Source organism: Thiomonas sp. UBA7699, from assembly GCF_002482605.1.
GTDB classification, from domain to species: domain Bacteria; phylum Pseudomonadota; class Gammaproteobacteria; order Burkholderiales; family Burkholderiaceae_C; genus Thiomonas; species Thiomonas arsenitoxydans.
In genome coordinates this window covers 143531-165982 of sequence record NZ_DLGH01000005.1, presented here as the reverse complement: position 1 = coordinate 165982, position 22452 = coordinate 143531, and the positions used below count along the sequence as shown (strand labels likewise).

The window sequence follows — 22452 nt, the reverse complement described above, 5'->3', positions numbered from 1 at the left end:
GCTTCCCTGCTCGCGCCTTAAAACCCTTCGTCCTCGCGCAGATAGCGCCATTGCCCCAGCGGCAGTGCACCGAGGCGCAAGCCGCCGATGCGCACGCGCTTGAGACCGGTAACTCGCAGGCCGACGAGCTCGCACATGCGGCGAATCTGGCGCTTCTTGCCTTCGCGCAACACAAAGCGCAATTGCTGCGGGTTGATCCATTCCACCTGCGCCGGCCGCAGCGGCTGGTCGTCGAGCTTCAGACCGTGGCGCAGCAGGGCGAGGCGGCTCTCGGGAAAGGCGGCCTGCACGTCTTCTTCTGCGCCGTTGCGGGCTGGCGCATCGGTCAGGCTGACCCGCACCAGATATTCCTTCTCCACCGCGCTGTCTTCGCCGATGAGTTGACGGGCGATGCGGCCGTCCTGCGTGAGTACCAGCAGGCCGGTGGAGTCGATGTCGAGCCGACCCGCCACGGCCAGATGCCGCAAATGCGCGGGTGAAAACGGCTGCGGCGCTTCGCATTCGGCCCAGCGGTTTTCGGCCTTGATGAGCGCGACCGCCGGGGTGTAACCGTGCTCGGCCTGCGCGCTGACATAGCCCACCGGCTTATGCAGCAAGATGGTGACCTGCGCCGCCTGCCGGTGCTGCGCCGCCTTGCGGATGACAATGCGCGAGGCGGGCAGATTGCCCGCCACCTTGGTGCCGAGCACTGCGGGTGTGCCGTCGAGCAGCACCCAGCCGCGCTCGATCCAGTCGTCTGCCTCGCGCCGTGAGGCCAGGCCGAGTTCGGACATGCGCTTGGACAGGCGCACTTCGACGGCGGGGTCGCCCTGCGGTGCGGGCGCGACCACCGTTTTGGCGGGTGCGCTGCGCCGAGGCGCGGGTTCGGAAGAGCGCGGCCGTCCCGGCCAGACGGAAGCGGGGCGCGGTTTGGTCGTCATGGGTCTATGGGTTGAGCCGGCTGGACGCGCCGCATCAGCGTGAACAAACCGCTCGCCAGCGCGCGCAGCGGCAGTTGCGAGACCAGCAGGCCGCTGAACACCAGCGCGCAACCGAACAGGGCGCGTGCGTCCAGCGACTGATGCAGCACCAGCCACGCCGCGAGCGCGGCGAACACGCCTTCCATGCTGAAAATCACCGCGGCATGCGCGGGCACGGCGTGCCGCTGCGCGACCACTTGCAGGGTGTAGGCCACGCCGACCGACAGCGCGCCGCCGTAGAAAATGGTCCAGGCCGCGCGCTGCAGCGCTTCCAGACTGATCGATTCCACCAGCACCCCGGCGCCCAGGCACAGTAGGCCGCAGACGACGAACTGCACTACGGCGAGTTGCAGCGGGTCGTGGCGCGGCGCCATGCGGCCCAGCAGCAGCAACTGCACGGTGATGAACAGCGCACCGCCCAACTCCAGCCAGTCGCCATGCCGCACGCTATAGCCCTGGCGCACACTGAGAAAGTACATGCCGCTTGCGGCCAGTAAAGCGCCCAGCCAGACGCCAGCGCCGACGCGCCGCCCCCACAGCAGGCCCAGCAGCGGCACCAGCACGACGTAGAGCGAGCTGATGAAACCGGCGTTGGCCACGGTGGTCGATTCCAGCCCGATCTGCTGCATGGAAATGGAGATGGCCACCACCACGCCGAGCAGGCCGCCGTCGCGCAGCAGGCTGCGCAGATTTGAGGCAGGATGTGCGGCCGGATCGGGACGACGGCGCAAGGCCATCACCGCTAGCACCACGGCAGCGCCCAGCATGAAACGCAGACCGGTGTAGTAGAACGGCCCCACCGTGCCGATGCTCGCGGTCTGGGCGACGAAGGCCGTGCCCCAGATGAGCGAAGCCAGCAGCATCAAGGCGCTGGCGCGGAGCGAGGCGGGGGAGGTGGACATGACAGAAAATAAAAAACCGCCGCGCAGGACAGGAAACCGAAATTGGCAACGACTCGCTGCGCAGCGGAGTGGCGAAATGATAAGTCTTACATGCTGCGCCGGTATTGGCCGCCTACCTCGAAAAGCGCGGCGGTGATCTGCCCCAGGCTGCACACCCGCACCGCGTCCATCAGCACGGCAAACACATTTTCGTTATGAATGACGGCCTGCTGCAGCCGGTGCAGCAGGGCGGGCGCCTCGGCCGCGTGGCGATGGTGAAAGTCGGCCAGACGCTGCAGTTGCGACTCTTTTTCGGCCTCGGTGGAGCGCGCCAGTTCGAGATGCGCTGGAGCGGCATCGCCGTGCGGATTGCGGAAAGTGTTCACCCCGATGATGGGCAACTCACCGGTGTGCTTGAGCATTTCGTAGTGCAGACTTTCCTCCTGGATTTTGCTGCGCTGGTAGCCAGTTTCCATCGCACCCAACACCCCGCCGCGCTCGGCAATGGCTTCAAACTCCTTCAGCACAGCCTCTTCGACCAGATCAGTCAGCTCTTCGATGACGAAAGCGCCCTGATTCGGGTTTTCGCACTTCGCCAGCCCCCACTCGCGGTTGATGATGAGCTGAATCGCCATCGCCCGGCGCACGCTTTCCTCGGTGGGCGTGGTGATGGCTTCGTCATAAGCGTTGGTGTGCAGGCTGTTGCAGTTGTCGTAAATAGCGATCAGCGCCTGCAGCGTGGTGCGGATGTCGTTGAACGCAATTTCCTGCGCGTGCAAGCTGCGGCCGCTGGTCTGCACGTGGTACTTGAGCTTCTGACTGCGTTCGTTGGCGCCGTATTTGTCGCGCATGGCGACCGCCCAGATGCGCCGCGCCACGCGGCCGAGCACGCTGTATTCCGGGTCCATGCCGTTGCTGAAAAAGAAGCTCAGGTTGGGCGCGAAATCGTCGATGTGCATGCCTCGGGCCAGATAGGCCTCCACAAAAGTGAAGCCGTTGCTCAGGGTGAAGGCGAGCTGGCTGATGGGGTTGGCCCCGGCCTCGGCGATGTGATAGCCGGAGATGCTCACCGAGTAGAAATTGCGCACCCGGTGTTGCACAAAATACTGCTGAATGTCGCCCATGACCTTGAGCGAAAACTCGGTGGAAAAGATGCAGGTGTTCTGTCCCTGGTCTTCTTTCAAGATGTCGGCCTGCACCGTGCCACGCACGTTTTCCAGCACCCATTCGCAGATTTTCTGCGCCTCGTCATCGGTGGGTTGGCGGTGGTTGTCGGCTTCGAATTTGGCCATCTGCTGGTCGATGGCGGCGTTGAGGAACATCGCCAGAATCGTGGGCGCCGGGCCGTTGATGGTCATGCTCACACTGGTGGCGGGGTCGCACAGATCGAAGCCGTCGTACAGCGCCTTCAGGTCGTCGAGGGTGGCGATGCTCACGCCGGAATTGCCCACCTTGCCGTAGATGTCCGGGCGGCGGTCGGGATCTGCACCGTAAAGCGTGACGGAGTCGAACGCGGTGGACAGGCGCTTGGCCGGCATGCCCTCGCTCAGCATCTTGAAGCGCCGGTTGGTGCGAAAGGCATCGCCCTCGCCGGCGAACATGCGGGTGGGATCTTCATTCTCGCGCTTGAAGGCGAAGGTGCCCGCGGTGTACGGAAAGCTGCCCGGCACGTTGTCGCGCATCAGCCAGCGCAGCACCTCGCCATGATCGGCATAGTGCGGCAGCACCACCTTGCGCAGCGTGGTGCCCGACAGCGTGGTGTGGGTGAGGCGAGTGCGGATTTCGCGGTCGCGAATTTTCACCACATATTCGTCACCGGCGTAGGCGCGCTGCATGTCGGGCCACATCGCCAGCAGTTTGCGCGCGGCGGGCTGCATGCGGGCTTCGCGCTGTTCGGCCAGATCGGTCACGGCCTGCACTGCGGAGATTTTGTGCGGGTTGGCCGCGTGCAGCATGCGGCCGCTTTCGCGCAACTGCTGCGCCTCGCGCGCCAGGGTCGCTTGCGTCTCGACATTGCGGTGATAGCCACGCACCGCGTCGGCGATTTCCGCCAAATAGCGGCTGCGCGCAGCCGGCACGATGGGGGTCTGGTGGGTGCTGTGGCGTGTGGTGACCGGGGGCAGTCGTCCTTCGGCAAGCTTGAGTCCATGCTCTGCCAGCCGGGGTTTGATGGCCTGATACAGCGCCGTCACGCCGTCGTCGTTGAAGCGCGCGGCCATGGTGCCGAACACGGGCAGGTCTTCGGGCTTGGTCGTCCAGGCTTCGCGGTTGCGCTGCAGTTGCTTGGCCACGTCGCGCAGCGCGTCCATCGCGCCTTTGCGGTCGAATTTGTTGATGGCGACGAAGTCGGCGAAGTCGAGCATGTCGATTTTCTCCAACTGGCTGGCCGCGCCGAATTCCGGCGTCATGACGTACAGGCTGGTGTCGGCGTGCGGCACGATGGCCGCATCGCCCTGGCCGATGCCCGAGGTTTCGACGATGATGAGATCGAAGCCCGCCGCCTTGCACGCGGAGATGACTTCGGGCAGGGCGGCGCTGAGCTCCCCGCCCGATTGCCGGGTGGCGAGACTGCGCATAAAGACTTCATTACTGTTGCGCCACGGCCCGATGGCGTTCATGCGGATGCGGTCGCCCAGCAGCGCACCGCCGCTTTTGCGGCGGGAAGGGTCGATGCTGATGACGGCAATGCGCAGCGCGTCGTCCTGATCGAGCCGGGCGCGGCGGATCAGCTCGTCCACCAGACTGCTCTTGCCCGCGCCGCCGGTGCCTGTTACCCCGAGCACCACGCCGTGCGCGCCTTCAGCCTGCTGGCGAAGGCTGTGCATCAGCGCCGCGTCGGCAGTGCCGTTTTCAATCTGCGTGATCAGGCGTGCGAGCGAGGATGGCGAAGTCGGCAGCGCGGCAGTCGCCTGTTTTGTGTCCAGCGCGGGCAGGGGACGGTCGGCGCGCTGCAGCATGTCGCCGATCATGCCTTGCAGACCCAGCCGCTGACCATCTTCCGGGCTGTAGATCCGGGCCACGCCATACTGCTGCAGCGCCTCGATTTCGTCGGCCACAATCACACCGCCGCCGCCGCCAAACACCTGAATATGCCCCGCGCCCAGTTCGCGCAACCGGTCGATCATGTAGCGGAAAAATTCCACATGCCCGCCCTGATAGCTGGAAATGGCGATGGCGTGCGCGTCCTCCTGAATCGCCGCGGTGACGATCTCGTCCACCGAACGGTTGTGGCCCAGGTGAATGACCTCGGCCCCCATGCTGATGAGGATGCGCCGCATGATGTTGATGGCGGCATCGTGGCCGTCGAACAGCGAGGCTGCCGTCACGAAACGCAGCCGCTGCTGCGGCGAATAGGCGGCCAGCACCTTGGCCTCGGACAAGTCGGTCATCGCGGTCTCCTTCGACGCAGCGTACATGGCGCAGCGGCATGATTGATTGACGTTTACGTCAATTAGAACTGTAGCCGATCTGCGACCGCACTGAGGCTCTATCTGGTTTGCGGTGCACTATCGCCAACTACGACAAAACCCTAAGTCTGTTTTCATATTTCCCCCTTACGCTTGTGGTCAGTTCAGCCAAACAGAGACAGGGGCGTCTTTGGTGCAGGCGGGCAATTGATCAGGAGACACTTATGCGCAGACTCTTTTTTCTCGCGCCGGATGTAAATAGCGCGCACGCTTTGGTCGACAGCCTGCTGCTGGCCCGTATTCCAGACAAGCATATTCACGTGTTGGCGCGGGAGGGAACGCCGATGGGCGACTTGCCCGAGGCGGGCGTGGCTCAGCGATCCGACCTGATTCCCGCCATCGAGCGCGGTGCGGCGGCGGGCGGCGCCACCGGCCTGGTGGCCGGGTTGGTGGCCGTGGCGATCCCGGGCATGGCCATCATTCCCGGTGGCGGGCTGGTCATTGCGCTGGCCGCGGCAGGAGCGCTGGTGGGCAGCTGGGCCAGCAGCCTGGTGGGGGTGAGCGTGAGCAGCACCCGGCTTGAACGCTTCAAGGAGGCGATCGCGTCGGGTCAGGTGCTGGTGATGGCCGACGTGGCGCACGAGCAGGTGGAGTCCGTCATGCATCGCATGAAAGAGTGCTGCCCGAACGTGGCCTCGGAGGGGATGGACAACGACATTCCCGCTTTTCCGTAAGCCGCTGGGTTTTCAGTCGCCCAACAGATCCTTGGCCACGCGGGTGATTCTCGCCACGCCGGGGTGAGTGATGCGCCGCTCGACCGAGATGGCGTAGAACTCCTGGTGCATGTCGGCGCAGTGACCGAGCAGCGTCACGCCAAGTTCGCGCGCGATGTCGGCTTGCAGCACGCTGGGGGCGGCAAATGCGCCCCGGCCCTCGCGGCCGAAGGCGGTCATCAGCGCGCCGTCCTCGAATTCACCGGCGATGTAGGCGGCGATTTTGTTCTGGCCCAGCCATTGATCGATCTGCGCGCGCACCGCCGACGACGTGGCGGGCAGCAGCAGCGGCAGCTCTGACAGACACTGTGGAAAAGGCTGCGTGACGCGCTCCAGCAGCGAGGCGCTGGCATAGAAACTCAAGGTGGTTCGGCCCAGCCGGTGGTTGAACGCCCGCACATTCACGTGCGCGGGCAGCGGGGCGTCGGCGATCACCAGATCGAGCCGGTGCACCGCCAGATCGGCCAGGAGGTCGTCCATTTCGCCTTCTTCGCACACCAGCCGGGGTGACTCGCCGCCTTGCAGGGCGGGCTCGATGAGGCGGTAGGCAATGGCTTTCGGCACGGCATCGGTCACGCCGATACGCAGCGGCGCGGTGGGGCGCGCGGGCTGATCGTGTTGCAGTGCGGCCTCCAGTTCTGCGCCCAGGGTGAAGATTTCCTCCGCATAGCGCAGCACCAGTTGCCCGGCTTCGGTCAGTTCCAGATTGCGGCCGCTTTTGCGCAACAGCCGTTTGTTGAAGGATTCCTCCAGCAGCTTGATCTGCCCGCTGAGCGTTTGCGGTGTGAGGTGCAGCTGCTTGCCCGCCCGCACGATGCCGCCCGTCTTGGCTGTGACCCAGAAGTAGTGCAAGTGCTTGAAATTCATTTGTACGGTCCCCAATCACTTCGAATAAGTCGAAATGAAAAATTCAAAAATACGAATTTACTCGAAGTGACAACATCTCTACAGTTCGTGCTGTCTTGATTCTTTTATGGAGTTCAACATGAACGAGAGCAATGCCTGGGGCAAGAGTGCCGTGGTGTATTCCACCGGCACGGCTGCCGCTCCTGATTCCGCTTCTATGCCGGCGCACCGTGTGCTGCGCAATACCTATGCCTTGCTGGCGCTGACCCTGACGTTCAGCGCGGCGGTGGCCGCGGTGAGCGCCGCGCTCAGGCTGCCGCATCCCGGCATCATTCTCACCTTGGTGGGCTATTTTGGCCTGCTGTTTGCCACCTACAAGCTGAGCAACAGCGTGTGGGGTCTGGGCGCGGTGTTCGCGCTGACGGGCTTCATGGGCTACACGCTGGGGCCCATCGTCAATCATTACCTGGCGATTGCCGGCGGTGGCGAGATTGTGAGCATGGCCTTCGGCGGCACGGCGCTGATTTTCTTCGGGCTGTCGGCCTGGGTGCTCACCAGCAAGCGCGATTTCAGCTTCATGGGCGGCTTTCTGTTTGCCGGCATGATCGTGGCGCTGCTGGCCGGATTGGCGGCCGTGTTCTTCCAGATGCCCGCCTTGTCGCTCGCGGTTTCGGCCGCGGTGGTGCTGCTGATGTCGGGCATGATTCTGTTCGAGACCAGCCGCATCGTGAACGGTGGCGAGACTAACTACATCCTGGCCACGGTGAGCCTGTTTGTCAGCATTTTCAACCTGTTCACCAGCTTGCTGCAGTTGCTCGGTTTCATGAGCAGCGACGACTGAAGGAGCACGCGATGAACTGCCCGCACTGCGCAGAGACCACCCTGGTGATGGCCGAGCGCCACGGCATCGAGATTGATTACTGCCCGAAGTGCCGTGGCGTGTGGCTCGATCGCGGCGAGCTCGACAAAATCATCGAGCGCGCCGCGGCGGTGGAACAGGCGGCGGCCCCGCGAGCGACCGCGCCCCAGCCCGTGGTCCCCCAGCCGGCCCGCCAGCCGAATTTCGAGGACAGCGATTTTCGCCAGCGTTCCTACGATCCGCGCTTTGGCCAGCAGCCCTACAAAAAGCGCAAGTCGCTGCTGTCCGATCTGTTTGATTTCGATTGACACACTGCGCTCCAACCGTGTCATTTCTTGGGGGGCTGCGGCCCCCCTTTTTTTGTGCCTTCCTTTACGCTTTTTTGACTCGATCATGGAATTTCTGCACGCTTCGTTTCTGGGTTATGCGCTGTGGCTCTGGCTGGTGTTTGGCGGCGTGGTTGTCACCCTGCTGGCGCTTGACCTCGGGGTGTTGCACCGCGAGGGCGGTGAAATCAGCGTGACGGAAAGCCTGTGGCTGTCGGCGGGCTATATCGCCGTGGCGGTGGCTTTTGGCGGCTGGCTGTGGTGGCAGGTGGGAGCGCAGCAGGGCATGGATTACTTCACCGCCTATGCGGTGGAAAAAAGTCTGTCGCTCGATAACGTGTTCGTGATCTCGCTGGTGTTCACCGCCTTCGCCGTGCCGCGCGCTTTGCAGCACCGCGTGCTGTTCTGGGGCATTCTGGGGGTGATCGCGCTGCGCGCCCTGCTCATCGGCGCGGGCGCCACGCTGGTGCAGGAATTCCACTGGGTGCTCTACCTGTTCGCCGCTTTCCTGATCTACACCGGCATCAAAATGCTGTGGGCCGCCGATCATGCGCCCGACCCGATGCACAACCCGGTACTGCGCCTCATTCGCCGCGTGGTGCCGGTGACGGAGCAGTTGCACGGCAAGGCTTTTTGGGTGAAACAGCCTGACGCGCACGGGCGGGTGCGGCGCATCGCCACCCCGCTGTTCATGGCCTTGGTTACGGTGGAACTGGCTGATTTGGTGTTTGCGGTGGACAGCGTGCCCGCCGTGTTCGCGGTCACGGCCGATCCCTTTGTGGTGTACACGAGCAATATCTTCGCCATTCTGGGACTGCGCGCGCTGTACTTCGCGCTGGCGGCCATTCTGCACCGCTTCGCCTATCTGAAATACGCGCTGGCGCTGGTGCTGGTGTTCATCGGTGGCAAGATTATTGCGGCCGAGTGGGTCGGCAAGATTCCCTCGGCCATCAGCCTGAGCGTGACTTTTGGCCTGCTGGCTGCGGGTGTGCTGTTCTCGTTGTGGAAAACGCACGGCGCAGCAAGCGAAGGCAGGCCTGCTGGGGGTTGACGATCAGCAAACGTGTCGCAAGCCAAGTTGGCTGTTGCGTCTGGCGTTCAAAATCTCCTGGCTGTTGCGGCCGGGTTCTGCGGCGCGTGCTGAATCAGCTCATTTCGCTGGCCTGTGCAATGACTTCGAGCAGCGCGGCGCCGTAGGTGTCGCGCTTTTTGTCGCCCACGCCGGAAATGCCGCGTAGCGCATCCAGGCTATCCGGCCGGGCCAGGGCGATGGCCTGCAGCGTGGCGTCGGGAAACACCACAAAGGCGGGCACGCCGTGCTCTTTGGCGGTGGCTGCGCGTCAGGTGCGCAGGTGGGCGAACAGCTCGGCATCGGCGCTCGACATGGCCTGCATGGTCAGCCGCGTGCCGGTCGACGTGGTGCTGCCGTTGGTGCTGCGGCGACGGCGCTGCCCGCCGGGCTCGCGGTGCTTGAGGTGGATGCGCTGCGCGCCCTTGAGCACCGCGCGACTGGCGTCGGTGAGGTGCAGCACGTTGAAATGCGCGGCGTCGACTTCGACCAGTCGTTGTGCGACGAGCTGGCGCAGCAGCAAGCGCCAGTCGGTCTCGCTCAGATCGGCGCCGATGCCGAAGGTGGACAACGCATGGTGGCCGTGACGCTCGGTCTTCTCGGTGCGTTTGCCGCGCAGCACGTCGATGAGATGGCTGGCTGCGAAGCTGGTGCCGCTGGCCTGGCGGCAGCGGTAGATGGTGGATAGCAGCTTTTGCGCGGCCTCGGTGGCGTCGACGAGTTGCGGCGGGTTCAGGCAGTTGTCGCAGTTGCCGCAGGGCGCGCTGGCTTCGCCGAAGTAGCCCAGCAGGCGCACGCGGCGGCAGTCGGCGGCTTCGGCCAGCGCGAGCATGGCGTCGAGCTTGGCGGTGGACAGGCGCTTGTAGGCGTCGTCGGCGTCCGACAGGTCGATCAGCCGACGTTGCTGCACCACGTCGGCCAGGCCGTAAGCCATCCACGCGGTGGCGGGCAGGCCGTCGCGCCCGGCGCGGCCGGTTTCCTGAAAATAGCCCTCGATGGACTTGGGCATGTCGAGGTGGGCGACGAAACGCACATCGGGCTTGTCGATGCCCATGCCGAAGGCGATGGTGGCCACCATGACGATGCCGTCTTCATCGAGAAAACGCCGCAGGTGCGCCGCGCGTGTGGCCGCGGGCAGGCCGGCGTGATAGGGCAGGGCACGCAGGCCGTGGCCCGCGAGCATCTCGGCCACTTCTTCCACGGTGTTGCGCGACAGGGCGTACACCACGCCGCAGTCATGCGGATGTTCGCTGCGGATGAACTGCAGCAGTTGCGCGCGGCCGTCGCGTTTTTCCACCACGCGGTAGCGGATGTTGGGGCGGTCGAAACTGGAGACGAACTCGGCGCCCTCGTGCAACAGGCGCTGCACGATTTCGTGGCGCGTGGGTTCGTCGGCGGTGGCGGTCAGCGCCACGCGCGGCACCTCGGGCCAGCGCTCGCGCAGCAGCGAGAGCTGGCCGTATTCCGGGCGGAAGTCGTGGCCCCACTGCGAGACGCAATGCGCCTCGTCGATGGCGAACAGGGCGATGCGCAGATCGTCGAGCAGGGTCTGGCCGGATTCGCTCAGCAGGCGTTCGGGCGCCATGTAGAGCAGGTCCAGCTCGCCCTGGCGCGCCGCACGCTGCACCGCGCGGGCCTCGCTGGCGTCGAGGGTGGAGTTGAGAAAGGCGGCGCGCAGGCCCAGCTCGCGCAGCGCGGCCACCTGGTCTTGCATCAGCGCGATCAGCGGCGACACCACGATGCCCACACCCTCGCGCAGCAGCGCCGGAATCTGGAAGCACAGCGATTTGCCGCCGCCGGTGGGCATGAGCACCAGGGCGTCGCGGCCCGCAACCACATGGTCGATGGCCTGGGCTTGCAAACTGCGGAACGCGGGGTAGCCCCAGACGTGTTGCAGCGCGTCCAGGGCAGAGGGAAACTTCTTGGGCATGGACGCTATTGTCGCTGCGCCGACAGCCTTACTTGCGCATCAGCGTGGACTTGCCGAACAGGCTCTCGATGAGATCGACCGCCACCTCGGCGGTACGGTTGCGTTCGTCGAAGGCGGGGTTGAGTTCCACCACGTCGAGCGAGGCCAGCAGGCCGGTGTCGGCGATCATTTCCATGCAAAGCTGCGCTTCGCGGTAGGTGGGGCCGCCGGGCACGGTGGTGCCCACGCCGGGGGCGATGTCGGGGTCGAGAAAATCGACGTCGAAACTCACATGCAGATGAGTGTCGTTGTCCACGCCTTCGAGTGCCCGGCGCATGGCGTCGCGCATGCCGTATTCGTCGATGTAACGCATGTCGAACACGTCGAGCCCGGCCTGATGCACCAGCCGTTTTTCCTCTGCGTCCACGCTGCGGATGCCGATCTGCCGGATGCAGGAGGGTTGCAGTTGCGGCGCCGGGCCGCCCAGGGTGGTGAGCGCTTGCGGGCCGTTGCCGCACAGGCAGGCCACGGGCATGCCGTGAATGTTGCCGGTGGGCGTGACGGTGTGGGTGTTGAAGTCGGCATGGGCGTCGAGCCACAGCACGCGCAGCTTGCGACCCTGTGCGCGGCAATGCTGCGCCACCGCGCTGAGCGAGCCGATGGCCAGGCAATGATCGCCCCCCAGCAGGATGGGCAGGGCTTGAGCCCGCAAGGCATCGCCCACGGCCTGATGTACCGCGGTGTTCCAGGAGATGACTTCGGGCAGATGGCGATAGCCGCAGGCCGGTGGTTGCCAAGGGTTGTGCGGGCCGATGAGATTGCCGGTATCGAGCACCGTCAGGCCCTGAGCGCGCAGGGCGCGGTCGATGCCGGCCACGCGCAGCGCTTCCGGCCCCATGGAGGCGCCACGGTCTGCAGCGCCGATGTCGGTGGGCGCGCCGATGAGATGAATGACGGGGCTGGCACTCATGGGGCAACAGGCTCGGATTCAGCCTCTGTGTCGCTCTCTGCACCGACATCCGCACCGTTCAGCTCGAAGGCCCGCGCCAACACGTCCCACGCCTGCTCTGCGGTTTCGACGAAGTGAAACAGATCCAGGTCTTCGGCGGCGATCATGCCGGTTTCGACCAGATAGTCGAAGTTGATCAGCTTGCGCCAGAAACTCTCGCCGAACAGCACGATGGGGCGCTGCCGCACCTTGCGCGCCTGCGTCAACGTGAGCACCTCGAACAACTCGTCGAGCGTGCCGAAGCCGCCGGGGAAGCACACCAGCGCGACCGAGCGCATGAGAAAGTGCATCTTGCGCAGCGCGAAGTAGTGGAACTGGAAGCACAGCTCCGGCGTGATGTAGGGGTTGGGCCGCTGTTCGTGCTGCAGCACGATGTTCAGGCCGATGCTTTTGCCCTGGGCTTCGAACGCGCCGCGGTTGCCCGCCTCCATGATGCCCGGGCCGCCGCCGGTGACGACCACCAGCGGCTCGTCGGCATCGCAGGTGGCGCGGGTGACGAGGGTGGCGAAGCGCCGCGCCTCTTCGTAGTAGCGCGACATATCGAGCTGCATGCGCGCCCGCGCGACGGCCTGGGCGTTGCCTTTGGCAATGGCTTCGGCCAGGCGCTGTTGCGCCACGTCGCGCGGCAGGATGCGCGCACTGCCGAAGATCACCAGGGTGGACTCGATGCCGTGCTCGGTCTGGATCAGTTCGGGCTTGAGCAGCTCGAGCTGCATGCGCACCGCGCGCATTTCTTCACGCAGGATGAACTCGGTGTCTGTGAACGCCAGTTTGTAGCTGCTGCCCGGCTGGTCGTAGGGCGAGGGCTCGACGGCGACGATGGCCGCATCTTCGCCTGCGCTGGGAAAGTTGCGGTCGGTGAGGTGGCTGCGTTTGTGGCGCAAAAGGCGTTGTTTGTTCATGCGGCAAGCATAGCGAATCGGTTTGAACGGGAAAGGGATGTTTCGCGAGATGTTTCGCAGCGCCGCAGCCGTTACGTTTTCAAACGGCATTGCGTCGCAAATGCGCCTAAAACCCTCACATCAAAAAACGATGAGGAGCACATCATGGCAAGCATTCACCTCGATACCCCCGCGGCGGCTGGCACGCCGGGGCGCAACATCCGCAAGGCTGCTGGCATCTGGAGCCTGCTGTTTGCCAGTCTGACGGCCATCATCGGCTCGGGCTGGCTGTTCGCCCCGCTCACGGCGGCCACGCAGGCCGGGCCGGCCAGCATTCTTTCGTGGGCCATCGGCGGCGCGGCCATTCTGGTGCTGGCCTTCGTCAATGCCGAACTGACCAGCTCGTTTCCGGGCATGGGCGCGGTCATCACCTTTCCCAAGTTGAGCCACGGCCATCTGGCTGCGGCGGTGGTGAGCTGGGTGGTGTTTCTCGGCTACGTGACCGTCGCCCCGGCGGAGGTGCTGGCGGTGGTGACTTACGCCAACAACTATCTGCCGGGCATGGTCGATGCGAAAACTTCGCTGCTGACCGATACCGGCATGATCGTCAGCATCTTGCTACTCGGCGCTTTCATCCTCATCAACGCCTGGGGCGTGCGCGCCCTGCTGCGGCTGGGCAATACCTTGATGATCTGGAAGCTCATCATCCCCATTCTGACCATCGTGGCGCTGATGCTCGCCTCGTTTCATGTGGGCAATTTCACCGCGCAGGGCTTCGCCCCGTTTGGCGCCAAAGGCACGATCGCGGCCATCGCTACCTCGGGCATCGTGTTCAGCTATCTGGGCTTTCGCCAGGCCATCGAACTGTCGGGCGAGGCGACCAACCCGCAGCGTGACGTGCCCATTGCCATCATTGGCTCGGTGCTGATCGCCGGGGCGATTTTTGTCATGCTGGAAGTGGCCCTCATCGGCGCGGTCAATCCTTCCGACATCGCGCAGGGCTGGGCCAAGCTGCACTTCACCGGGGTGTCAGGCCCGTTCGCCGGTCTGGCCGTGATTCTGGGCATGAGCTGGCTGGCCATCCTGCTCTACATCGACGCTGTCGTGTCGCCTGCGGGCACCGGCCTGGTGTATGGCGGCACTACAGCGCGCGTGGTTTACGCTACCGGGCGCGACGGTCTGTCTACGCCCTGGTTCGCCAAGCTGAACAAAAACGGCGCGCCGTCCACCGGGCTGTGGATCACCTGGATCGTGGGCATTCTGTTCTTCCTGCCGTTTCCGTCGTGGCAGAAAATCGTCACCTTCATCTCGTCGGCCACCGTGCTGGGTTATGGCATCGGCCCGGTGGCGCTGATGACCCTGCGCCGCAGCATGCCGCTGGGCACTTATCCGCGCCCCTTCACCTTGAAAGGCGCAAGCCTGTGGGCGCCGCTGGCCTTCATCGTGGCCAACTTGATCATCTACTGGTCGGGCGCGAGCACGGACAACTTCCTGTTCGGCGGCCTGGCCATTATCTTTGTGCTGTTCGTGATCGGTCAGGCCATCACCCACGGCGGCAAACTCAGCCATCTGCAATGGAAGGGCGCGTGGTGGCTGGCGCCGTATTTCTTCGCCATGTGGCTGGTGACCTATCTCGGTCCGAAGGACCTCATCGGCGGCACGGGATTGCTGACCTTCTATCAGGGCATGGTCGTCGTGGTCATCATCAGCATCGCCATCATGGCCATCGCCGTAGCCAGCGGCTTGCCCGAGCCGGAAGAGGCGCGCGAACTGATCGCGATGACTGGCAGGACGCGCGGCTGATTGCTTCCGCGCAACAAAAAAGCCGCCTCGTGCGGCTTTTTTGTTGCGGCGGCGGTCAGTCCTGCCGCCGGTTGAAGCCGATCTGTTCGTAGAACGCACGCTTTTCGGCGGACAGCTGCTGATCGGCGCGGTGGATGGCGGCTAAATCCTCGACCCAGAGTGAAACCGGCGCGAGTTTGAACATATTGGCGAGCTCGTCTTGGTGCAGCGTGAGGGCGGTCATGGGCGGGTGAGGTGCGGGATATCGAGAGATGCAAATTTTAGGAAGTGTTCTTCAGGCAGGCGCGGGCTGAAACAACAGGAAACTGCAGCTGACGTGAATTTTTTCCGGTTTACCCACGGTAACAGCGCACGCCCGCGCGAACCGATAGGCTAGGTCTGAATGCCCACATGTTTGCTGGGTGAGCAGGAGGAATAGTGATGCAGTACCGACAATTGGGCGCTGATGGGCCGAATGTCTCGGCTCTTGGCCTGGGATGTATGGGGATGTCCGAGTTTTACGGGCAGGGCGACGACGCTGAATCGATCGCCACCCTTCGCCGCGCACTCGATCTCGGCGTGAATTTTCTCGATACGGCCGATATGTACGGCGTAGGACGTAACGAGCTGTTAGTCGGCCGCGCCATCAACGGGCGTCGCGATGAGGTTTTCCTAGCGACCAAATTCGGCAATATGCGCGGGCCGAATGGCGAGTTTCTGGGGGTGAACGGCCGCCCCGACTATGTGCGCCAGAGCTGCGAAGCCAGCCTGAAACGGCTGGGCGTGGACGTGATCGATCTGTATTACCAGCACCGCGTCGATCCCGAGGTGCCGATCGAGGAGACGGTGGGCGCGATGGCCGATCTGGTGCGCGCGGGCAAGGTGCGCTGGCTCGGGCTGTCCGAGGCGGCGCCAGCCACCATCCGCCGCGCGCACGCGGTGCATCCGATCTCCGCGCTGCAGTCGGAGTATTCGCTCTGGTCGCGCGACCCTGAAGGCTTGCTGCTCGACACGGTACGCGAACTGGGCATCGCTTTCGTCGCCTACAGCCCCTTGGGTCGAGGCTTTCTCACCTCGCAGATCAAGTCGCTCGACGATTTGCCCGAAGGCGACTGGCGCCGCCGCTCACCGCGTTTTCAGCCGGAGACCTTTGCGCGCAATTTGCGTCTGGCCGAAACCGTGCGGCAGATGGCCGAGGCGAAAAACTGCACCCCGGCGCAGTTCGCCCTGGCATGGCTGCTGGCGCAGGGCGATGATGTCATCGCCATTCCGGGCACCAAACGGCGGCGCTATCTGGAGGAAAACATGGGCGCATTGCGGGTGCGTCTGAGCACGGCGGATCTCATTCGCATCCATCAAGCGGTGCCGCCCGGTGCGGCCAGCGGCGAGCGCTACCCGGAAGCCGGGATGCAGGCGGTCAATCGTTGACCTAGTTTCCGATTCTTCGGCGCAACACCCGTAGATTTTCAGAGGGACGACGCTTGGGCAAGTCGGTAACATGACTTGACATTCCAAGAAAAATCGTCCCCATGCCTGCCTCACCGCTGACCGATCCCGAGATTCTTCAAGCCCTGACCGCCGAGAACCGGCTCCTGCCGTCGCCCAGCGCGGTCGCGCTTGAACTCATGCGCGCGCTGGAGCGGCGCGATCTGGGCATGCGCGACATCGCCAACATCGCGCGCAAAGACCCGGCCCTGGTGGCGCGCATGATCCAGTTGGCCAACTCGGCCATTTTCGCGGGCATGCGTCCCGCGGTGGCCATTGAAGAGGCGGTGCTGCGCATCGGCACGGGCGGGCTGGCCCGGCTGGCCATTGCGCTGTCGCTCATGCAGGCGAGCAAGGCCACGGATATCGAAGGTTTCGATCTGCGCCGGTTCTGGATGACCTCGATCCAGCGCGGTCTGGTGTTCCAGTATCTGTCGCAGCGTGTGGGCAAGATGCCCAGCGCAGAAGCCTTCAGCCTGGGCCTGCTCGCTGATGTGGGGCAACTCGCGATGGCTGTCAGTCTGGGCGCGCAGGCGGTCTATATCGGTGCCGAAGGTTCGGTGCAAGCGTTGCTGGCTCAGCAGTTGCAACAGTACGGCTACGACCAGGGCGACGCCAGTGCGGTGCTGCTCGCGCACTGGGGCTTTCCGCAGACCTTGGCGCAGGCCGTGCGTATTCGGCCGCAGACGCCGGGGGCTGCGGGCAGCCGTGAAGCGCAGCTGGGCGAGTGCGTGGCGCTCAGCCGCAGCCTGCAGCTTCGTCCGGGTAGTGTGGCGGCCGATGCCGGGCAGATGCGCAACCTGGCCGAACATCTTCAGCTCAGCGAAAGCGATCTGCAGGGTGTGCTCGCCAGCGCCGCGCAAGACATGGCGGGCATGGCAGCGGTGTTCGAGATGAAGCTCGAACAGGCCGAGGTGGATACCGAGTTCGACCGCCTGCGCCGCGCTCTGGCCACTCCGCCGCTGCTCGACGAACCCATTGCCGACGAAGTGCTGATTGTGTCGAAAGACGCCGCGCTGCGTCTTGGCCTGCGGCAGGCGCTGGAATCGGCTGGGCACGCGCTCGCCGAAGCCGCCACCCCGGCCGAGGCGTTTGAGATCGTGCAGATTCAGGGGCCGCGGGTGGTCGTGCTCGATTGGGCCGACGGCGACAGCGTGGCCGCGCTTTGCCGCAGCCTGCGCACCGAGCGCGGCCCGCGTATCTACTTGCTGGCCCTGTCCCGCGACATGGAGCAGCACGCGGTGCTGAACGCGCTGGATGCCGGCGCGAACGACGTGCTCTTTGCCCCCGTCTTGCCGCAAATGCTGATCGCCAAGGTGCAGACCGGAGCGCGCGCCACGCGGGTGCTGGCTGCTGCCGAGGCCGAGCGCAGCCACGGTTTGCGTACCCTGCGCACGCTGGAACAGCGCAACGCCGAGTTGCTGCAGGCCGCGGGTACCGACGAGCTGACCGGCGTGGGCAACCGCCGCGCGCTCGACGCTTTTTTGCCGCCGCTTTTTGCCCAGGCCGCAGCCGAGGGTCAGCCGCTGGCGTGTCTGATGTTCGACCTCGATGAATTCAAGCGCATCAACGACCGGCTGGGCCATGACGTGGGAGATCAGGCCTTGCGTGCCGTGGGGCGTGTGCTGCGCCAGCAGTCGCGCGGCATGGATTTTGTTGCGCGGGTGGGGGGCGAGGAGTTTTTGATGCTCTGCCCGCAAACGACCGAAGAGGCCGCGATGCGTGTGGCTGAGCGCATCCGCGCCGCCATTGCTGTGCCGCAAGCCGATCTGCCGCCCTTGTCGGTCAGCGTGGGGGTGGCTCTGGGCGCCGCGGGTTTCGCCGACGCCGCATCGCTCATCCGTGCCGCCGATCAGGCTTTGCTGCAGGCCAAGCGCCTGGGCCGCAACCGGGTTTGTCTGGCGCCGACTGCTTCCTCTGCGGCGGCGAGCAATTGATCTGAATGATCTGAATTTCAGACCAGCAGATGCAGGTCGGCCTGCCGGATACGCAGGCCAAGGGGGCCGCCGATCTCCAGCGCGAGTTCGCGCCAGAGTGTCGGCAGGGCGTAGGTCTCGGCTTCCAGCCCGCAGGGCAGCGCACAGCGCAGCCGCCACAGCGGGCCTTCGCATCGGGCTTCGATCAGGCGGGCCGTCAGGGTGAGGCTGTCGTCGTCTTGAGTCACTAAAGTCGAAGCCGGGCAGGGATGCACCGCCTCGGCGCGAACGGCCAGGGTGACTCGGGCGCCGGGTTGCAACTCGGTGTCAGCAGGCAGCGTGCCGCGCCAGTCCAGCACGGGCTGCGCTTCGATGCCGAGCGAGAGCACGTCCTGTGCGCCCAGCCGCGACTGTGCCAGCACTTGAAGCGGCCACAAATTGTCCACACCCGCCAGTCGCGCCGTGGGCAGATCGGCCGGGCGCTCGAACACTTGTTGTGGCGTGCCCGCCTGCAGCAGACGCCCGCCATCGAGCACGCCCACGAGGTCGCCCAGCAGGCGTGCGTCCACCGGGTCGTGCGTCACCAGCACGGTGGTGAAGGCGCGCTCGCGCAGCAGTGCAGCCAGGGTGCGTCGCAAGCCTGGACGGGCCTCGGGGTCGATGGCCGAGAAGGGTTCGTCGAGCAGCAGCAATTCGGGTGCACCGACCAGCGCCCGCGCCAGCGCAACCCGCTGCCGTTGGCCGCCGCTGAGCTGGTGCGGATACTGGTTCAACCAGGGCCGCAGATCGAGCGCGTCGAGCAGCGGATCGAGATCGGCCTGTGCGCCACGGCCGAACTGCAGATTGCGCGCAATCGTCCAGTGCGGAAACAGCGCATCGCGCTGGAACATATAGCCGATGCGGCGCTTCTCCGGCGGCTGGGCGGTGAGGTCTTGCGCGCCCAGTTGCACCTGCCCGGCGCGCGCGGGCAGAAAGCCGGCGAGGGTGTCGAGCAGGGCGCTCTTACCCGCGCCGTTGTGGCCCAGCAAAACCAGGGTCTGGCCGCGCGGAACTTGCAGATCGACGACGGCCGACTGCCAGGCGCCGATGCCCCATTGCAGCCCGCGTAAACGCAGAGAGCCAGGCACGCCATGAGCCGGGCTGGTGACTGCGGGCGTTGCCAGGACGGTGCGTTGCGTCAGTGCAGCCATGCCTTTTGCCGGTCTTGCGCGGACTGCGGCGCGCGTGCCGAGGCGAGCAGCCTCAGTCCCCAGAACAGCGCCATGACCACCAGCAGAAACAGCACCGAAGCCGCCACGGATTGCCGCAGCCCGGACTGCAGGAACAGGTCGTAGATGCGTATCGGCGCCGTCATCGGGTAATAGGCCAGCAGCACCACCGCGGCAAACTCGCCGATGGCGCGGGCGAAGCACAGCGTCAGCCCGGTGCCGATGCCCTGACGCGCCAGCGGCAGGGTGACGCGGCGAAATACCTCCCACGGCGCCGCGCCCTGAATGCGCGCGGCGCGCTCGATCTGCAGGTCCACCGCCTCGAATCCGCCGCGGGCGGCGTTCACCGCATAGGGCAGGCCGACATAACTCATCGCCAGCACGATGCCGGCAAACGTGCCCCAGAACTCCAGGCCGATGTGCGCCAATGGTGCGCCCAGCCAGCCGCCTCGGCTGAACACCAGCAGCAGCGCGATGCCCGCAATGGTGTGCGGAATGGTGAGCGGCAGATCGACCAGCGCTTCCACCGCGCTCTTGCCACGAAACTGCTGCCGCGCCAGCACATAAGCCAGCGGCACGGCGAACATCGCAGCCAGCACCGTGCTGAACAGCGCCGCGCCCAGACTCAGGCCAATGGCGCTGCGCACATCCGCCATCGCCGCCACTTGCCGCAGATCGCCCAGCGTGGGGTGCAGCAGCAGGGCCAGCAAGGGCAGGGCGATGAAGGTCAGCAGCGTCGCGCCGATCAGCCAGAACACCCAGAACATCGGGCTGCGCGCCTCACGCCTCAACATGGTTTGCGTTCCTCGGCGAGGTGATCAAAGTGACACGCCCGCCGGGCCGCCCCAAGGGCGTGTCGCCCCTTGAGGGGAGAGCCAAGCGCAGCGCAGGCTTTCGGGGCGGGCTCATCTTGGCCAGGGGACTGTGAGCTTGCGCAGGTCTGCAGGAACTTTGTCGCGGTTCATGGCGTAGGGTTGCTTGAGCGGAATGAAGCCATTGGCCGCAATGACCTTTTGCCCTTCTGGTCCGAGCAGGTAGGCGATGAACTCCTGCGCCAGCTTGGGATGCGGGGCGGTCGTTGGGATCGTGACCGCGTAAATGATGGGACGGCCGGAAAGTTCGCCGTTCTTGGTCTTGGCGCTGGCCTTGGCGTAATCGGCGTCGTATCTGGGATCGCTGAGATTGATCTGCGGCGGCAGGTCGATGGACTCCATGTGATGCTGCACGGCATCGGAGCGGTAGATGGCGAGATAGTCGATTTGACCGAGCTGCAGCGCCGAGATCAGATCGGTCTCGGTATCGCGCATATTGCTCTCGGGCGAGTTGGCCAGCACCTTGGCTTCAAGGTCGGGCTGTTTGTAGTAGCGGCCGGCCAGATCGAGCATCTGCAGAGTTTGATAGCCCGAGGGATCGGTGTTGGGGTTGGATCGCCCGATCTGCACGCCGGGTTCGGAGAGAATTTTCCACCAGTTGTCGGCGTTGATCTCCTTCGCGCCCTTGCTCTTGGGGGTGTAGATGAAGGTGATGGCGTTGCCCAAAAAGCCGATGGACCAGTCGGCCGTGGGTTTGTTGCCCTCATCGCCCTTGAACATGTACTTGGGGATGACCGAATAGTCGGCCACAGCCACTACGTCAGCCGGCTGGTGCAGAACAGTGACCTGCTTGACCATTTTGACGCTGCCGCCGAATTGCGGCTGCACGGTCACGCCCGGATGCAGCTTCTCGAAGCCGCGTGCCAGGGTGGTGAAGGTTTTGCCGAGAGTGCCCGCGGCGAACACGGTCAGGGTTTCAGCCTGGGCCGTGGTGCAGGCGGCAGCCAGCGCCAGTGCGCTCAAGGTGAGAGGGAGTGTTTTCATCGGGTGCATTGCAAGTCTCCTGTCGTTGTGCATTTTGAGCATAACGCGAAAGGCCGACGTTTGTCGTGCCCGCAGAAAGCAAGGTGGTGAGAGCGTGTTACGAAACCCGTGGCGGCCGCTGTGCCGACTTGGGGCGGAAGGCCACGCACACTGCGGGGTCGGTTTCCAGATACGGCCCGCCGATCAGATCGACGCAATACGGCACCGCGGCGAACAGGCCCGGCACGGCGCTTTGCCCGGCGGCGTCGCGCACGCCTTCGAGCGTTTCGGCAATCGACTTGGGCTGGCCCGGCAGATTGATGATCAGCGTTTTCGCGCGGATGACTGCGGTTTGCCGCGAAAGAATGGCGGTGGGCACGAAGTGCAGGCTGATGCGGCGCATCTGTTCACCGAAGCCGGGCATCTCCTTGTCGGCCACATCCAGCGTGGCCTCCGGGGTGACGTCGCGCGGAGCGGGGCCGGTGCCGCCCGTGGTCAGCACCAGGTCGCAATGCTCGGAGTCCACCAGTTCGCACAGCGTGTTGGCGATCTGCAGGCGGTCATCGGGTATCAGCCGTTCGACAAAGCTCACCGGGTTGAGCAAGGCGCGCCCGAGCCAGTCGCGCAAGGCGGGAAGGCCCTTGTCTTGGTAGATGCCGGTGCTGGCACGGTCGCTGATGGAGACCAGGCCGATGCGCACCGGATCGGCGGCGGACGTTTCAGAAACTGGGGAGGGGTTCATCGTCGGCGGGATGGTGAGGTGTGTCGTGCGCGGCGATGGCCGCTTTGACGAACTGGAAAAGTTGACGGGTGAGGCGCGGCGGCTTGTCGGCGCCGACTTCGGCGCGTGCGCCGCGCACGAGCTGGCGCAATTGTTGCGCGTCGGTGCTGGGGTATTTGTCGAGGAATTCGGTCTGCGCCTGATCGTCGGCAAGCAGAACGTCGCGCCAGCGCTCCAGCGCGTGCATGCGGGCGACGCTGGCGCGGTCGTCCTGGGTGGCTGCGGCAATGACCGCGCGCACTGCGTCGGCATCGGTCGAACGCATCAGCTTGCCCACATAAAGGGTCTGGCGCTTGCGGCCGCCATGCGCGGTGATGCGCTGTGCTTCTAGCACGGCATCTCGCAGGGCTTCGGGCAGATCGGCCTGCCGGATGGTGTGGGCAGGCAGACTGATCAGTTGTTCGCCCAGTTCTTGCAGTGCGAGCATGTCGCGTTTGACCTGGCTTTTGCTCGGCGGTCGGTCGTCGGGTGGATCAAAGGCGGGGCCGGTGGGGCGATGCGGGAATTTCATGGCTCTTATTATCCG

General features: G+C 64.9%; 19 protein-coding genes and 1 pseudogene. 7 read left to right on the top strand and 13 right to left on the bottom strand.

Features of this window, described 5'->3' with window-relative positions:
- Positions 1-17: 17 nt before the first annotated feature.
- From B3H47_RS02440 to icmF, 3 genes are all read right to left on the bottom strand, one after another.
- The gene (locus tag B3H47_RS02440) at positions 18-920 is read right to left on the bottom strand and encodes a pseudouridine synthase (RefSeq protein WP_286985873.1); all 903 of its coding nucleotides are present in this window, start codon (positions 918-920) and stop codon (positions 18-20) included.
- The gene (locus B3H47_RS02435) at positions 917-1861 is read right to left on the bottom strand and encodes a DMT family transporter (protein ID WP_286985869.1); all 945 of its coding nucleotides are present in this window, start codon (positions 1859-1861) and stop codon (positions 917-919) included. The genes B3H47_RS02440 and B3H47_RS02435 overlap by 4 nt, the downstream gene beginning before the upstream one ends.
- A gap of 86 nt (positions 1862-1947) precedes the next feature.
- Entirely contained in the window at positions 1948-5229 is a 3282-nt protein-coding gene (icmF, locus tag B3H47_RS02430; protein ID WP_286985867.1) for a fused isobutyryl-CoA mutase/GTPase IcmF, read from the bottom strand.
- Between the two features lie 242 nt (positions 5230-5471).
- Here icmF and B3H47_RS02425 point away from each other — a divergent pair, with 242 nt between their 5' ends.
- Positions 5472-5981: a DUF1269 domain-containing protein gene (locus B3H47_RS02425; RefSeq protein ID WP_156054738.1), complete on the top strand. Its 510-nt coding sequence runs from the start codon at positions 5472-5474 to the stop codon at positions 5979-5981.
- A 12-nt stretch (positions 5982-5993) separates the two neighbouring features.
- On the opposite strand, the gene nhaR is transcribed toward B3H47_RS02425, so the two are convergent.
- A complete protein-coding gene (gene nhaR, locus B3H47_RS02420) occupies positions 5994-6887 on the bottom strand; it encodes a transcriptional activator NhaR (protein ID WP_286985863.1) in 894 nt (297 codons plus the stop codon).
- Between the two features lie 118 nt (positions 6888-7005).
- On the opposite strand from nhaR, the gene B3H47_RS02415 reads away from it, so the two are divergent.
- The 3 genes from B3H47_RS02415 (at position 7006) to B3H47_RS02405 (ending at position 9102) form a co-directional block, all read left to right on the top strand.
- On the top strand, positions 7006-7707 hold the full coding sequence (locus B3H47_RS02415) for a Bax inhibitor-1/YccA family protein (RefSeq protein ID WP_286985858.1): 702 nt from the start codon (positions 7006-7008) through the stop codon (positions 7705-7707).
- An 11-nt stretch (positions 7708-7718) separates the two neighbouring features.
- Complete coding sequence (locus B3H47_RS02410) at positions 7719-8033, top strand: zf-TFIIB domain-containing protein (protein WP_286985857.1); 315 nt, start codon at positions 7719-7721, stop codon at positions 8031-8033.
- An 85-nt stretch (positions 8034-8118) separates the two neighbouring features.
- A complete protein-coding gene (locus B3H47_RS02405) occupies positions 8119-9102 on the top strand; it encodes a TerC family protein (RefSeq protein WP_276705924.1) in 984 nt (327 codons plus the stop codon).
- A gap of 94 nt (positions 9103-9196) precedes the next feature.
- On the opposite strand, the pseudogene recQ reads toward B3H47_RS02405, so the two are convergent.
- From recQ to B3H47_RS02390, 3 genes and pseudogenes are all read right to left on the bottom strand, one after another.
- Positions 9197-11050, bottom strand: a pseudogene (recQ, locus tag B3H47_RS02400) (DNA helicase RecQ).
- A gap of 28 nt (positions 11051-11078) precedes the next feature.
- The gene (rocF, locus tag B3H47_RS02395; protein ID WP_286985856.1) at positions 11079-11999 is read right to left on the bottom strand and encodes an arginase; all 921 of its coding nucleotides are present in this window, start codon (positions 11997-11999) and stop codon (positions 11079-11081) included.
- Positions 11996-12940, bottom strand: coding sequence for a TIGR00730 family Rossman fold protein (locus B3H47_RS02390; protein ID WP_276705921.1), 945 nt, complete (start codon positions 12938-12940; stop codon positions 11996-11998). The genes rocF and B3H47_RS02390 overlap by 4 nt, the downstream gene beginning before the upstream one ends.
- A gap of 144 nt (positions 12941-13084) precedes the next feature.
- Between B3H47_RS02390 and B3H47_RS02385 the strand changes: the two genes are divergently transcribed.
- Entirely contained in the window at positions 13085-14722 is a 1638-nt protein-coding gene (locus B3H47_RS02385; protein WP_276705920.1) for an APC family permease, read from the top strand.
- Positions 14723-14777: 55 nt separating this feature from the next.
- On the opposite strand, the gene B3H47_RS02380 is transcribed toward B3H47_RS02385, so the two are convergent.
- Positions 14778-14945: a hypothetical protein gene (locus tag B3H47_RS02380; RefSeq protein WP_286985845.1), complete on the bottom strand. Its 168-nt coding sequence runs from the start codon at positions 14943-14945 to the stop codon at positions 14778-14780.
- Between the two features lie 197 nt (positions 14946-15142).
- Here B3H47_RS02380 and B3H47_RS02375 point away from each other — a divergent pair, with 197 nt between their 5' ends.
- On the top strand, positions 15143-16129 hold the full coding sequence (locus B3H47_RS02375; RefSeq protein ID WP_286985843.1) for an aldo/keto reductase: 987 nt from the start codon (positions 15143-15145) through the stop codon (positions 16127-16129).
- A gap of 101 nt (positions 16130-16230) precedes the next feature.
- Positions 16231-18123, top strand: a complete 1893-nt coding sequence (locus B3H47_RS02370) for a sensor domain-containing diguanylate cyclase (RefSeq protein WP_286985841.1) — start codon at positions 16231-16233, stop codon at positions 18121-18123.
- Between the two features lie 17 nt (positions 18124-18140).
- Here the strand turns inward: B3H47_RS02370 and B3H47_RS02365 are convergent, their stop codons facing one another.
- The 5 genes from B3H47_RS02365 to yjgA all read right to left on the bottom strand — a co-directional run bounded on the left by B3H47_RS02365 (position 18141) and on the right by yjgA (position 22437).
- Entirely contained in the window at positions 18141-19292 is a 1152-nt protein-coding gene (locus tag B3H47_RS02365; protein ID WP_286985838.1) for an ABC transporter ATP-binding protein, read from the bottom strand.
- Positions 19280-20104, bottom strand: a complete 825-nt coding sequence (locus B3H47_RS02360) for an ABC transporter permease (RefSeq protein ID WP_286985834.1) — start codon at positions 20102-20104, stop codon at positions 19280-19282. Before B3H47_RS02360 ends, B3H47_RS02365 begins: the two co-directional genes overlap by 13 nt.
- 111 nt (positions 20105-20215) lie before the next feature.
- Positions 20216-21166: an extracellular solute-binding protein gene (locus B3H47_RS02355; RefSeq protein WP_286985830.1), complete on the bottom strand. Its 951-nt coding sequence runs from the start codon at positions 21164-21166 to the stop codon at positions 20216-20218.
- Positions 21167-21263: 97 nt separating this feature from the next.
- Positions 21264-21887, bottom strand: a complete 624-nt coding sequence (gene mog, locus B3H47_RS02350; protein WP_286729840.1) for a molybdopterin adenylyltransferase — start codon at positions 21885-21887, stop codon at positions 21264-21266.
- Complete coding sequence (gene yjgA / locus B3H47_RS02345) at positions 21865-22437, bottom strand: ribosome biogenesis factor YjgA (RefSeq protein ID WP_013106415.1); 573 nt, start codon at positions 22435-22437, stop codon at positions 21865-21867. Before yjgA ends, mog begins: the two co-directional genes overlap by 23 nt.
- Between the last annotated feature and the right edge of the window lie 15 nt (positions 22438-22452).